Raw genomic sequence first — 13,052 nt, forward strand, 5'->3', positions numbered from 1 at the left:
CGGTGTCGCCGACCTTCTTCAGCCAGGTGGTAATGGTGCCTTCGGTGACTGATTCACCGAGCTCCGGCATCTCAATAGAGGTCGCCATATTTGTGCACTCCTCGAAAAGTAAAGAAATCTCGTTTTAAGACGGTTATTACAAATAAGCTTACAGGTTGAAAACTCTGCTTGCCCGTGGGCCGTTTCCACCCTCGGCTGGTGCGTGGAATAGCTCATTACAGCCCCGATTCCAGCCGGGGGAGGAGTAGTCGGATGACCGGCTACTTCGTTGCCAAATCCTCAATCACAGAGAACATCGTACGAACCGGAACACCAGTGCCCCGCTTCGGGGTATAACCATACTCTCCGGTCGTATTGAAGGCCGGGCCGGCAACGTCAATGTGAACCCACTCGACATCCTCGCCGACGAATTCACGCAGGTATGCAGCAGCGACGCTCATTCCACCAAAACGGGAATTGGTGACATTGCGCAGGTCTGCCACCGGCGACTTCAGAGCCTCCGCCAGCTCAACTGGAATTGGCATCGCCCAACCATTTTCGCCGATGCCCTGCGACAGCTCCGCAACGCGGTCACGGAACTCGTCGTTGCCCAGTACACCTGGAGTGCGCTCGCCCAGCGCGACCAGCTGCGCACCGGTCAGGGTAGCGGTGTCAATCAGGTGAGTCGGCTTGTCCTCACAAGCACGGACGATGGCATCCGCCAGTACAAGACGGCCTTCTGCGTCGGTGTTGAGAATCTCAATGGTCTTACCGCCGTACTGCGTAATGACATCCCCCGGACGGTATGCCTTACCACCCGGCATGTTCTCCGCCATCGGCACGGTCGCGGTCACAGGCGTGGAAACACCCAAACGAGCAGCCAGAACAACCGTGGCAATAACGGCCGCAGCGCCACCCATATCAGAGATCATGTTCTCCATGCTGGCGCCCGGCTTCAGTGAAATGCCGCCGGTATCAAAGGTAATGCCCTTTCCGACCAGTCCCAGCGACTTCTCCGCCGACTCGTCGCCCTTCCAGACCAGGCGCACCAGGCGCGGCCCGCGCGAGGATCCACCACCCACGGCATTGAGGCCTCCGAAACCACCGGCGCGCAGAGCATCGTCGTCAAGCACCTCGACCTCTAGTCCCGCGTCACGACCCAACGCCGCAGCTGCATCAGCAAACGTCTCAGGGTAGAGGTGCGACGACGCCGTATTGACGAAGTCGCGCGCAGTAGCAACGGCATCCACAATCGCAGCGGCGCGCTTTACGACGGCGTCATCAGCGCCGAGCACCACCACCTTCTGAGTGGCCTGGTCGGTGTCTTCAACGTTCTTCTGGCCGGAGTAAGAGTAAGCGCCCAGTGCGAAGCCCTCGGCGGCGGCTTGCGGATCGATGGTGCCGAGGGTGTTAAAGACGACTTCAGCCTTGGTCATACGGCGTGCAGCGGCACCACAGGCGCGGCGGATGTCCTCGGCATCCAAATCCTCGGAGCCCACGCCAATACCGGTGACGGCGTCGACATCCAGACCAGCGGGAGCGGGAATCGTGGTCACAGACTCGGCCTTAGCGCTGGCCGAGACGGCTTCAAAGGAAGCGAGAAGCTGCTCTGCAACCGAACCGATGGCCTCTGGGGCGACTAGCTCGAGGCCCTCCTCGCCGTCGATAAGCGCGACGAGAACCGCGTCGGCGTCCTTAGGCAGCGATTCGCCGCCGGCGATAACCACGCGAGTGCCGATGGCCGGAAGGTAATCGGACAAAATTGCGGCGTTACGGGAGGCGCCGAACTGCGCCGAATCATTGTTAGCGGGGACTGACATGTAGCTGCATCTCCTTGTAGTCGTACTATGTGGTACACCACCGTATCCCTATTTGTCGGCTCGTGTCCTTCACCCCTGGACAATGCGCCGACGAGACAGCGCCACGACTATTGGACCGTACCCGCGCCTAGTGCCCGCGACGCTGACATTGACCTGACTAACACGGTCTTTCGGGGGCGAGTATTAATACGGCTCGATCCTCGACGGTTTAGGATGAAAGACATGTCTGCTTTGGAATTTGCAATCGAACGTAACCCGAACCCACTCTCTGATGCCGAGCGCGAGGAAATTCTGGCCAACCCTGGGTTTGGTAAGCACTTCACCGACCACATGGTCCGTATTGACTGGACTGCAGACAAGGGTTGGCATGACGCCAAGCTGCAGGCCTACGGTTCGATTGAAATGCAGCCGTCTTCTTCGGTCCTGCATTACGGGCAGTCGATTTTTGAGGGCCTGAAGGCATATCGCATGCCGGATGGCTCCATTGTTACATTCCGCCCAGAGCAGAATGCTCGTCGTTTCCAGCACTCTGCTGATCGCATTGCAATGCCGCAGCTGCCTGAGGAGACCTTCCTCGAGGCAATCCGCTTGCTGGTCGACGCCGATGCAGCATGGGTGCCGCCAGCTGGTGGCGAAGAATCCCTGTACTTGCGTCCAATTATGTTCTCCACGGAGAGCACCCTGGGCGTGCACCCGTCCAACTCTTACACCTTCCTGCTCATCGCTTCCCCTGCCGGCGCGTACTTCTCCGGCGGCATTAACCCGGTGACCGTGTGGATTTCCCACGAGTACGTGCGTGCCGCTCCGGGCGGTACCGGTGCTGCCAAGTTCGCGGGTAACTACGCCGCTTCCCTGGCTGCCCAGCAGCAGGCAGAGGAAAAGGGCTGTGACCAGGTGGTGTGGCTGGACGCTGTGGAACGCAAGTACATCGAGGAAATGGGTGGCATGAACCTGGCGTTCATCTACCCGGATGAAACCGCTGAGGCTGGCGTTCGCCTGGTTACCCCAGAGCTGTCTGGTTCGCTGCTGCCGGGCATTACCCGGGCATCGCTGCTGCAGGCCGCTCAGGACCTCGGCATGAACGTTGAGGAACGCCGCATCTCCACCGAGGAGTGGAAGAATGACGCTACTTCCGGTGCGATGAGCGAGGCTTTCGCCTGCGGTACTGCTGCGGTTATTACCCCGGTCGGTTTCGTGAAGTCCGCTGAGGGCGAGTTCGAGGTCAACGGCGGTGAGACCGGCGAGTGGACTATGAAGCTGCGTGAGCGCCTGACCGGTATCCAGCACGGTGAGGTTGAAGATACCCACGGTTGGATTTACAAGCTCGTTGAGGCGTAATTTCGGCGTCGATTTTTAAATTGGCAAAGAAGAAATAAAGAATAAGTACTTCGATAAGTGCATCGGGGGCCCTTGGTCAGCATTTGCTGGTCAGGGGCCTCCTTTTGTGATTCGGGGTACCTCAAGGCCGTGAGATGTAGCTTGGGGTTAACGCATTATTCATCGGGTATTTGTTTAGTGATAAAAATACCTCTGGCGTGATGTGGGTCACTATGAAAAACTGTTAACCACTGTTCGTTCTCTGTACGTAGGAAACAGTTTAAGGCGCTGTCATGATAGTGAATCGCGAATTTTTCAAAGGTAGTTTTTCGTTAAGTAGTGCCAAGCACCTGCAGGCCTGGGTCGTCGTTAGTCTGTTACTGGCGGTGTGGACAATCGGCTTTAGCGCTATACCGACTCCTGTCGCTGCAGCTCAGGAGACGTCAGCACCATCTGGGGTAGAGAAGCCAACTTCTTCCAGTGAAAGTGGCTCGGGCAAAGCAAAAGCAGAGCTAATCATGGATTTGTCTGGCTCCATGCTTGCCGACGATGCCGGAGGTACCCGCCTCGATGCGGCAAAGCGTGCATCCACTGAGCTGATTGACTCCCTCCCGGAGAATGCGTTGCTTGGAATGTTGGTCTATGGCCAGCGCGAATCCAGTGATGAATCCAACCGCGAGCGTGGTTGTCAGGACATCGAGGTGCTGTCGCCGGTTCAAAAGGTCGACAAGGATGCGCTAAAGAGCAAGATTTCCGGACTGCAGGCCAAGGGCTACACGCCGATTGGCAACGCACTGCGTAAGGCCGCGGACGAGCTAGGCCCAGACGGGGAGCGGTCCATTATCTTGGTCTCCGACGGCATTGACACTTGTGCGCCGCCGCCGGTGTGTGAGGTTGCGAAGGAACTGGCAGGGCAGGGCGTTGGCCTGACTATCCACACCGTAGGATTCAAGGTCGATGAAGAGGCTCGAGCCGAGCTTGAGTGCGTTGCGCAGGTATCTGGTGGCCAGAGCATGACTGCGGACGATGCCACCCAGCTCGCAGACCACATGAAGTTCTTGACTCAGCGGTCAGTACAGGGCTACGAAACCACGGGTACCCCGTTCGAATTCTCCGAGACTAAGGAAGACGCGAAGTGGCTCGGCGAGGGCAAGTACCAGACGACGCTGGTGCCAGAGGTTGCCCGACACGATCGCACCCCGCTTTATTACCGAATCGCAGTGCCGAAGGGGCACAACGCGATTGTTACCTCAAAGGTGTTAGCGAACATCGATGCTGAGGGCAAGGGCCAGCAGGATGTCCGAACTGAAGTTGACGAAATCATCAATGAAACCGGCGGAAAATGCCAGGACGACGGCCGCATGGGGTCGCTGACCGGTGCCGAGGCTAGTGCCGATTCTTGGACTCCGACTTCGGCTGATGCAAGCATTCTTGCATGGGATAGCGACCGCATCGAATCCAGTTGCGATCAAACCAAGTGGCTCGTCGCAAACAACGTGTGGGTCTATGACGGTGATTCAGTAGCAGATTATCGTGATGAACCTGTGAAGGTCGAGGTTAGCGTTCAGTTTGAGCCAGTGCTGAAGGAACAGGATGCTGACAAGCTCAATGAAGGGCGGTCTTCCTCTGGCGACAAATCCTACAAAAAAGCCACTTTTGGAGAAGCCAAGCCCGTAAACGGTGGCAATAACGCAGCCCAAGCGCCGGGAGTTAAATCTGGAGATACTATCTCCGACACAATCGTGCCCGGTGAGCAGAAGTTCTACAAGATCCCTGTCGAGTGGGGGCAGCGCCCAGTGATTGCTGCCCGCACCGGTAATTCGGAGCGCGACAATGCCGATTCCATGGGGGTTGCCCTGCTGAATCCATTCGAGGTTTCCGTTGCGCATGGAACGATGCACTTTTATCGGGATTCCGAGGACCTGAATCTGACGACAGATCGTCCGGTTGAATACAACAACCGAGAATCTAATGTTGGCGGACGACCCGTAGCCAACGCCGGTTACTACTACGCGACTGTCCGAATGGCTAACTACCGCCCGGATGAAGAGGTCAGCGGTATCGATCAGCCATTCCAGCTCGCGTTCCTCCTGGATAACAAGCTAACCAAGGGGCCTGATTGGCGACCGACGGACAAGAACGGCCCGACCCCGTCGGATAAGCCGATTCTCGCCAAGGGGGAGTCGTCAAAGGATTCATCGGAAGATGCGTCGAAGGAATCTGACTCTTCGGACAGGGATTCTCAGGCATCCGCATCAGCGTCGGATTTAGAAGATGAAGGAATGAGCACGCTGGTGATAGGCACGATTGTTGCCGTTGTGGTCGTGTTCATCGGTATCGCTGGTGCAATCGTCTACCAGAACAAGAAGCGCAAGGGCTAGGAAGACCGGCCAAGGTTAGCAAGACTGTAAGGTACAGCAAGCCCCTGGACAGCAGAGGCTAACCAGGGGGGGGGCAGCAAGAAGGGGTAATAGACCAAAAACTCCGGGCTGCAGATGTGAAACTGTGTGAGTTTATGACACTTTCAAGCTATTTTTTGAGCAATTTTTGACATAAACGCGGTCAGTAACTCGCATCGACCCACCGTCGCCAGCCATAAACGCGGTCATTAACCCCCACTTAACCCAAACCCGAGAGTACTAGCCCAACGTATTACCCCACACAGAAAAGCGCGCCCCTTTGCATTGCTGCGAAGAGACGCGCTTTTTTAATTAGCTGGGAGGCTAGAAGGTGTGCTCGTTCTTGGCGCCCCGGCAAACGGTCGGCGCAAAATAATTTGGGCGAGCCCCGAAACGAGCCTCCTGTACTCCGCCTTCCCGGCGGTGTGCCCTCAGAATACGCCCGTGCCAAAGTGACCGTCAATAGTTCTTTTTAAAGAAAACCCCAACGGGGGCAATAGGGGTATTTTCCCTGCTAGAACCCCATTGCAAGCACCACTGCGCTGACAGCACATGTCACTTCGATGATTGCACCGAAGACATCGCCATTGACACCATCAAACCGTTTAACGCAGTGCCGAGTCAGCAGCAGCGAAACGCCCAAGCTCAGCGCACAGGCAATCACTCCGACGAGCCTAACCGACCAGCCCGACACCGCGAACAATAGCGCCCACCAGCACGCCACTGTCACTGTCGATTGAGTGCCAGCAGTCAGGGCGCCGAAGCCGGTCTTCGAAAAAGGTGGAAAGCCACGCCAGGAGGCAGTTGTCGCCGCTGCACGTGAAATCACAAAAGGCAAGCACAGAGTAACCACACCAGGCCACACCTGACCAGCAGCCCACTGCGTCAGCACGCTCGCCGCAATCGCCCCAAAAGCAGTCGCGGAAGTCAACATCGTCAGCGCGATAGTGCCTACTCCCATTGGGCCGGTGGCTGGATCCCGCAGCACCTCCCGCGCTCCCTCCGGTGGCTTATACGAGCCCAGGGCATCCGCCACATCAGCCAGCCCGTCCAGATGCATTGCGCGGGTTAGTATCTGCGCTGCCACCATAATTAGGACGCCGCTGAGGATTGGGGTGACGTCGTAAAGCGTGGGCGTGCGTAACGACGTTGTGGCAAACAACCCCGCGGTGATGAGAACGGCGCCAGCGGCGGGGACGAGCCCGGCTACCGGCAATGCGGCGATCGCGCGGCGGCCAGTGATGCGGTCGAATACGCTCGCGCCTTTGAAAGGCAGAATCGTGAGCCAGGACAGGGCAGTGGTGATGGCCTCGACGAGGGCATTGCCGTGAGCAGAAGGGTCGCCGTCGAGGTTGTCCTGGCTGGAAGGGCCTGCTTTGCCGGACAAGTCTCTTAGTCCTTGTTGCTCACGCCTGCGTCGGCGAACGTTGCCATGTTGCGCAGTACGGATACGCCGGACTTGACCAGCGGAAGGGCAGCGACGGCACCGGAGCCTTCGCCGAGCCGCATCCCGTATTCGAGGAGTGGCTCCTTATCCAGGTGTCGAAGGGCAAGCGCGTGTGCGGGCTCGGCGGATTGGTGGCCAGCGACCCACCATTCGCGAGCCCCCGGGGCGAGCTGGTCAGCCAGCAGGGCGGCGGAAGTGACAACCACTCCGTCCAAAATGACAGGTGTGCGACGCACGGCTGCTTGCGCCAAAAAAGCCGCCATCGCGGTCATATCCGGCGAGGAAATGCGACGGAGAACCTCAACGGGGTCATTGCGCAGGCGACGGACGCGGAACATGGCATCGCGGACGGCGGCGACTTTGAGCTTCCATCCCTCGTCATCAATGCCAGTGCCGCGGCCGACGACAACAACCGGTTCGGAGTTGGTCACGGCACCAATCAATGCTGCGGCCGGGGTGGTGTTGCCGATGCCCAGGTCGCCGGCAATAAGCAGGTCAGCGCCCTCATCGACGGCGTTATCGGCAATGGCGATACCCGCGCGAATTGCCTTATCGACCTCCTCCTCACTCATGGCATCCTCGCGGTCGATGGAGCCACAGCTGCGGCGAACGCGGTAAGGCCCCTCGGCATCGTGGTCAAGGGAAATATCCACACCAGTGACAGAGGCCCCTGAAACGTCAGCGATGGCGTTCACGCCGGCGCCTTTTGCGACGATATTGGCGAGCATCTGGATGGACACCTCCGGTGGAAATGCGGACACACCACCTTGGGCAACACCGTGGTCACCAGCGAAGACATAAACGCGGCAATCATTCAGCTCCCGAGGAGGGCATTCGCCTTGGCAAGCCGAAATCCAAATGCCAAGTTCTTCCAAGCGTCCGAGCGAACCTGCGGGTTTCGTCAACTGCTCATGGCGCGTACGGGCCGCCTGTTCAGTCTCTTCGTCAGGGCGTGCTACCGGTCCAAAATAATCCGCGTTCATACTCTCAAACGCTACCCGAAATGATTTGTGAACCGATTACTGGTGCACAGCTATTCGCCCCCAATTGTCGGATAGCTGCGAAAGGTATTCGGCTGAATCTAGTCGGCCGCCTTGACTTCCATGGGGCAACCAGCCACGACGAGCACCACGCGGTCACAGACAGCTGCGAGCTGCTGATTAAGCAACCCAATTTCATCGCGGAAAAGCCGCCCTGAGCGGTGCTCGGGAATGACACCGAAGCCCACTTCGGGCGACACAATGAATAGGTCGGAATCTTCGGGGAAGTTGCGCACGGCGTCGATAAGCGAGTGCGTCCACTGCGCGACGCTGCCCCTGGGCGCCTCCCATAGCCCCTGCGCGTCGATGACGTGCGTCAGCCAGGTGCCGACATCGTCGAGTAGCATTCGCCTCTCTGGTCTCGCGAGAGCCTCCACCGCATCGACGTCATCAATCGTGCGCCAGGACACGCCGTACTGCCGCGCTTGCGCTTGACGACGAACACGGTGCTCCTCGACCCTGGAGTGAAAGTCGCTATCACCTGGCCAGGGCCGTGCCGTTGCGATGTAGTGGAGCACGGTCGGGGCTTTGCCGCTCGTGTCGCCGCCGGTTCGAGCTGTGGCGGTTGGAGATGCGGTGGTGGCCAACAGCTCGTGCTCAGCCCACGAAGACTTGCCCGAGCGGGCACCGCCGAGAACCAGAGTGCGCATGGAAGGAGCTATTTAATCTCGTCGCCGATATTGACCTGCGGACGCGGAGTGCGCAGACGACGCGGCTGGGAAGCGCGGGAGTAGGCGTAAAAGCCCAGTCCCCAGGAGCCTTCCGTGGTCTTCGGGAAACGCTCACGCGTGAGTTTGTTGGCGCGGCGGCCGATGTAGATACCCTCGATAATCAGGGCGACGATGAGAACCATCGCAATCAAGGAGGCGATGTTGGCCAGCTTCGGCAGGGAAGTGCCAATCATCATGACCAGGAGCAGAACCAGAGCGAACGGCAGGAACACGTTGGCGAGGAAGCGGCGAGAGTCGACCCAGTCGCGGACGAACTTGCGCTCAGCGCCCTGGTCACGTGCAGCATGTAGCGCGGGTCGCCGGCTGCCATGCGCTCGTCGGCAATACGACGCTGCTCGCGGCGCTCAGCACGCTCACGGGCCTTGGTGGCCTTGAGCTCCTCCTTGGACATGGAGGCCTTGAGCTCCTTGCGACGCTGACGAGCTTCCTTAGCGGTCAGCGGTGCTTCGACAGGGCCGCGACGGATGCCGCGCTCGCGTTCAACCTCGTTGCGCTTCGGGGTTGGGCGTCCCTTCTTTGGAGTAAAAGCACCGCTGTGCTTCTTCGCCGGCTGCTGAGAGTCCCCAGCAGTGGCCTTGGGCTCGCTGACCGCGGACGCGCCGGAGGTTGCTTCGGCTGCGTCAGCCTTGGACTTCTTGTCATTCTTTTTCCACGGTAGATCCACGACCCCAGATTATAAGGCCTCCAAGGCCCTTCCCTAATTAGGTTGCGGGTTGAGGCGGGCGGGCGTGACTTTGGGGTGGCTACGGTGCGGGCGTGGCTTGGAGGCGAGATTGGTGCGGCGTGACGTGACCGCGACACAGAATCCAGAAAAAGAGAACTCAGAATTGGGAATTAAAGATTGGTCGGTAAGGTTGTGATAAATAATGACGTAGCCGACCTTGGGGTCGACTCGCACACTTAAACACTTCAACAAGGAGGACACGCGCTATGACTACTGCTCAGAGCACTGGCGTTACCCTGACCGAAGCTGCGGCTGCCAAGGCAAAGGCACTTCTGGACCAAGAAGGTGCCACCGATTTGGCACTGCGTATTTCCGTAGCTCCGGGCGGCTGCGCCGGCCTGCGCTACCAGCTCTACTTCGATGACCGCAGCCTCGACGGCGATGTCTCCGAGGTTTTCGGCGGCGTCAAGCTGGTCGTCGATCGCCAGTCGGTTCCGTACCTGTCCGGTGCCACCATCGACTTCGCTGACACCATTGAGCAGCAGGGTTTCACCATCGACAACCCGAATGCCACCGGTTCTTGCGCTTGTGGTGACTCCTTCAACTAAGCCACCAGCTGAAAAGCGCTGCTAGCAGACGCTGCAAAAGCGTCGGATAGTAAGAGGCTCGGGCCCACTCTAGGTAGTTAGAGGGGCCCGAGCCTTTTTAGTTCCCGTAGATACGGTGGGGTTAAAGGACAAAAGTGAGTCCGTCCGGAGTGTCGCCGGGTGGGCATCTTTTGCTACTTAGCTCTCAATGCGAGTTGGCGACTGCGTTTATGTTTGGCGGCGGTGGGTCGATGCGGGTTAGTGACTGCGATTATGGCAGGCGGCGGGCCACTGCAAGTTAGTGACCTTGCTTATAGCAAAAATGGTCCGAATTATGGCCTGAAAGTGCTATAAAGTTGGACAGTTTCACATTTGCAGCCCGTATTCACATGTGCATCCACGTGTACAGCCCGCAATTTATGGGGATGGTGCGGTTTTTCTTCATCTGGCCTGCGCATATGGGGCTGCGGGGTCTGTTTCGTGTCGTCTGGAAAGCAAACCAGGACCCCCGTTACCACATGCGCGTGCCAGTATGGTGGATTGAATGAAAAATGGGCTTATATATGGGCTTATATAAGGAGCGAGACCTTCTATAAGCCCTATCTATGGGGTCTGTCCGGTCACTATCTTGAGCGTCAGACACAGTTTTGTCTATTAACCCGATACGGTGGCAGCTGGCCAGGGCTGGTGGGGGCCAGCGGGCTAGGGGCCAGGGGTGACTTTTGGCTCAAGCATGACCTATTGCTCGAGACTGACGTTTGGTCACATAAGGCGACCATAGGTTGACTTTGGAGCCAAACGTCAGTTGTGAGCCATAGGTGCCAAGAGTGGCCATAGCTGCCGGGTTATAGGTACCGAGAGCAGCCAGGAGCTACCGGGGCAGGATGAGATTGGAGCGCGGCAGCCGTCGTAAAGCGGACTAGCGAACTAGAAAACTAGCGAACTAGAGCTCGACGGGGTAGTCGCGTTGTTCGATGTCCGGCGTGATGCGGTCTTCGATGAAGATGCCGTGCCAGACCATGAACGCCAGGATGGTCCAGAGGCGGCGGGAGTGATCGCGCTCGGTCGGGTGGTGCTCGGCGAGCATCTTGAGTACGGCATTCTTATTAATGAACTCATCAGTCTGGGACTCGCGGATGATGTCCTCGGCCCACCCGTGGAGCTCGTCGCCTGCCAGCCAGTGGCGAATCGGCACTGGGAAGCCCAGCTTGCGGCGGTTGAGCACGTGCTCCGGAACGATCTGCTCCATCGCGCGACGTAGCGCGTACTTGGTGGTGCCGTGGGAGACACGCATGTCCACAGGCAGAGTCTGCGCGACATCGAAGACCACGCGGTCGAGGAACGGCACGCGTAGCTCCAGGGAGTTAGCCATGGTGATTTTGTCGGCCTTGACCAGGATGTCGCCACGCAGCCAGGTGAACAAATCCAGGTGCTGCATACGGGTCACCGGGTCCCAGCCCTCAGACTGCGCGTAAATCGGCGCCGTGACGTCGCTGTGGTCCCATTCCTTCTTCGCCCACGGCAGGACCTCCTGCAGCTGCTCGAAGTTAAAGGAACGAGCATTGCCGTAGTAGCGCTGCTCCAGCGGAGTAGTGCCTCGCTGCAGCAGCGACTTGCCGCGCATGCCCTCCGGCAGAGCCTCGCCGACCTTAGCCAGACCTCGCAGTAGGGGAGAAGGGACCTTCTCAAACGGCTTCAGCGACAGCGGCTCCTTATAAATGGTGTAACCGCCGAAGAGCTCGTCTGCGCCCTCACCAGAGAGCACAACCTTAACGTGCTTACGGGCCTCGGCCGCCACGAAGTACAGCGGGACCAGGGCCGGGTCGGCTACCGGGTCATCGAGGTACCACATGATCTTCGGAATCGCGCCGGCGAACTCCTCCGGCGAGACAACCTTCACAATGTGCTCGACACCGATGGCGGCCGCGGACTCGGCAGCCACATCGACCTCGGAGAATCCCTCGCGCTCGAAGCCAGTGGTAAACGTCAGCAAGTCTGGGTTGTGGCGCTTGGCCAAAGTTGCAATAGCAGTGGAGTCAATGCCGCCCGACAGGAACGAGCCCACCGTGACGTCGGCACGCATGTGCTTTTCGACGCTGTCCTCCAGCGCACGGGCAATGCGGTCGAATACGTCCTGCTCGGCGCCCTTAGCCACCGGCTGAATCGGGAAGTTCGGCTTGAAGTAGCGAGTCTGCTTAACCTCGCCCCCGGGCGTGACAGTTGCAGTGCAGCCCGACTCCAGGCGGACAATGTCGGTGTGCAGCGACTCCGGCTCCGGCACGTACTGCAGATCGACGTAGTGCTCGAGTGCGCGCTTATTCAGCTTCTTCGCATCGATGCTCATCTCCGGCGCAGCCTCGAGCAGCGACTTCTTCTCCGATCCGAAAATTGTGCCACGCTCGGTGGTGGCGTAGTAGAGCGGCTTAATGCCGAAAGGATCGCGTGCCAGGAAAAGCTTGCGCTCGACGCTGTCCCAAATAGCAATGCCGAACATGCCGCGCAGGTGCTTGACGACGTCAGCTCCCCAGTGGTGGAACCCAACGACAATAGGTTCGCCATCGCCGGAGGTATTAAAGGTATAGCCTTCCTTCTTCAGCTCCTTGCGAAGTTCGACGAAATTGTAGATTTCGCCATTAAACGTCATGGAGTAACGGTTCGGCTGATCCTCCGGTCCCCACTGCAGCGGCTGGTGGCTGTGGGCGATATCAATAATGGACAGACGGTTGAAGCCGAAAACGGCATCCTCGTCGTGCCACGTGCCCGCATCGTCAGGACCGCGGTGCCGCATGCAAGGCAGAGCCCTTTCGATAACGGGAACGAGCTCCGCAGCGTCAGAGTTTGCAGTCAGGATTCCGAGAAGACCACACATGCTTCGTGCGCGCACCTTTCACTTCGTGTCACTTGGTGGATTTCGACGGTTTCGTGGCGAAAGACTCAGAGTGACTGGGGTGTCGGTAGAGCCGGGGGCCGTGAAGAACCGCCGCGTGGCTGAGTAATTTGGTTAAACCGCAGTTGGGTTAAAACCTAGATTGGCGCCACGAAAGAAATGCTGCACCTACTCTAATGCC

The 13,052-nt window shown here is 58.6% G+C and carries 9 protein-coding genes and 1 pseudogene; 3 read left to right on the forward strand and 7 right to left on the reverse strand.

Annotated elements, in window-relative coordinates:
* Positions 1–88, reverse strand: an 88-nt coding sequence (locus Q0U90_RS04550; protein WP_246818318.1) for a biotin/lipoyl-containing protein, incomplete at its 3' end; no start/stop codon positions are given.
* 172 nt (positions 89–260) lie between these two features.
* Complete coding sequence (locus Q0U90_RS04555; protein ID WP_297452175.1) at positions 261–1,799, reverse strand: leucyl aminopeptidase; 1,539 nt, start codon at positions 1,797–1,799, stop codon at positions 261–263.
* A 222-nt stretch (positions 1,800–2,021) separates the two neighbouring features.
* Between Q0U90_RS04555 and Q0U90_RS04560 the strand changes: the two genes are divergently transcribed.
* Positions 2,022–3,137, forward strand: a complete 1,116-nt coding sequence (locus tag Q0U90_RS04560; protein ID WP_297452176.1) for a branched-chain amino acid aminotransferase — start codon at positions 2,022–2,024, stop codon at positions 3,135–3,137.
* Positions 3,138–3,634: 497 nt separating this feature from the next.
* Entirely contained in the window at positions 3,635–5,497 is a 1,863-nt protein-coding gene (locus Q0U90_RS04565; protein ID WP_297452177.1) for a VWA domain-containing protein, read from the forward strand.
* 532 nt (positions 5,498–6,029) lie between these two features.
* On the opposite strand, the gene Q0U90_RS04570 is transcribed toward Q0U90_RS04565, so the two are convergent.
* The 4 genes and pseudogenes from Q0U90_RS04570 to Q0U90_RS04585 form a co-directional block, all read right to left on the reverse strand.
* Positions 6,030–6,902, reverse strand: coding sequence for an adenosylcobinamide-GDP ribazoletransferase (locus Q0U90_RS04570; protein WP_297452178.1), 873 nt, complete (start codon positions 6,900–6,902; stop codon positions 6,030–6,032).
* Between the two features lie 5 nt (positions 6,903–6,907).
* The gene (gene cobT, locus Q0U90_RS04575; RefSeq protein WP_297452179.1) at positions 6,908–7,945 is read right to left on the reverse strand and encodes a nicotinate-nucleotide--dimethylbenzimidazole phosphoribosyltransferase; all 1,038 of its coding nucleotides are present in this window, start codon (positions 7,943–7,945) and stop codon (positions 6,908–6,910) included.
* A 98-nt stretch (positions 7,946–8,043) separates the two neighbouring features.
* The gene (locus Q0U90_RS04580) at positions 8,044–8,652 is read right to left on the reverse strand and encodes a bifunctional adenosylcobinamide kinase/adenosylcobinamide-phosphate guanylyltransferase (RefSeq protein WP_297452180.1); all 609 of its coding nucleotides are present in this window, start codon (positions 8,650–8,652) and stop codon (positions 8,044–8,046) included.
* Positions 8,653–8,660: 8 nt separating this feature from the next.
* Positions 8,661–9,397 (reverse strand): annotated as a pseudogene (locus Q0U90_RS04585) (DUF3043 domain-containing protein).
* Positions 9,398–9,663: 266 nt separating this feature from the next.
* Between Q0U90_RS04585 and Q0U90_RS04590 the strand changes: the two are divergent.
* A complete protein-coding gene (locus Q0U90_RS04590; protein WP_048759023.1) occupies positions 9,664–10,005 on the forward strand; it encodes an iron-sulfur cluster assembly accessory protein in 342 nt (113 codons plus the stop codon).
* Positions 10,006–10,927: 922 nt separating this feature from the next.
* Here the strand turns inward: Q0U90_RS04590 and asnB are convergent.
* Positions 10,928–12,853: an asparagine synthase (glutamine-hydrolyzing) gene (asnB, locus tag Q0U90_RS04595; RefSeq protein WP_297452182.1), complete on the reverse strand. Its 1,926-nt coding sequence runs from the start codon at positions 12,851–12,853 to the stop codon at positions 10,928–10,930.
* Positions 12,854–13,052: the final 199 nt, after the last annotated feature.

The sequence above is a fragment of the uncultured Corynebacterium sp. genome, from assembly GCF_946998835.1.
In the GTDB taxonomy this organism is placed as follows: domain Bacteria; phylum Actinomycetota; class Actinomycetes; order Mycobacteriales; family Mycobacteriaceae; genus Corynebacterium.

Excerpts from the sequence above, each read along its gene's own strand:
- Q0U90_RS04555 (WP_297452175.1), bottom strand. The coding sequence starts at position 1,799 with ATGTCAGTCCCCGCTAACAATGATTCGGCGCAGTTCGGCGCCTCCCGT.
- Q0U90_RS04560 (WP_297452176.1), top strand. The coding sequence starts at position 2,022 with ATGTCTGCTTTGGAATTTGCAATCGAACGTAACCCGAACCCACTCTCT.
- Q0U90_RS04565 (WP_297452177.1), top strand. The coding sequence starts at position 3,635 with ATGGATTTGTCTGGCTCCATGCTTGCCGACGATGCCGGAGGTACCCGC.
- cobT (WP_297452179.1), bottom strand. The coding sequence starts at position 7,945 with ATGAACGCGGATTATTTTGGACCGGTAGCACGCCCTGACGAAGAGACT.
- Q0U90_RS04580 (WP_297452180.1), bottom strand. The coding sequence starts at position 8,652 with ATGCGCACTCTGGTTCTCGGCGGTGCCCGCTCGGGCAAGTCTTCGTGG.
- Q0U90_RS04590 (WP_048759023.1), top strand. The coding sequence starts at position 9,664 with ATGACTACTGCTCAGAGCACTGGCGTTACCCTGACCGAAGCTGCGGCT.
- asnB (WP_297452182.1), bottom strand. The coding sequence starts at position 12,853 with ATGTGTGGTCTTCTCGGAATCCTGACTGCAAACTCTGACGCTGCGGAG.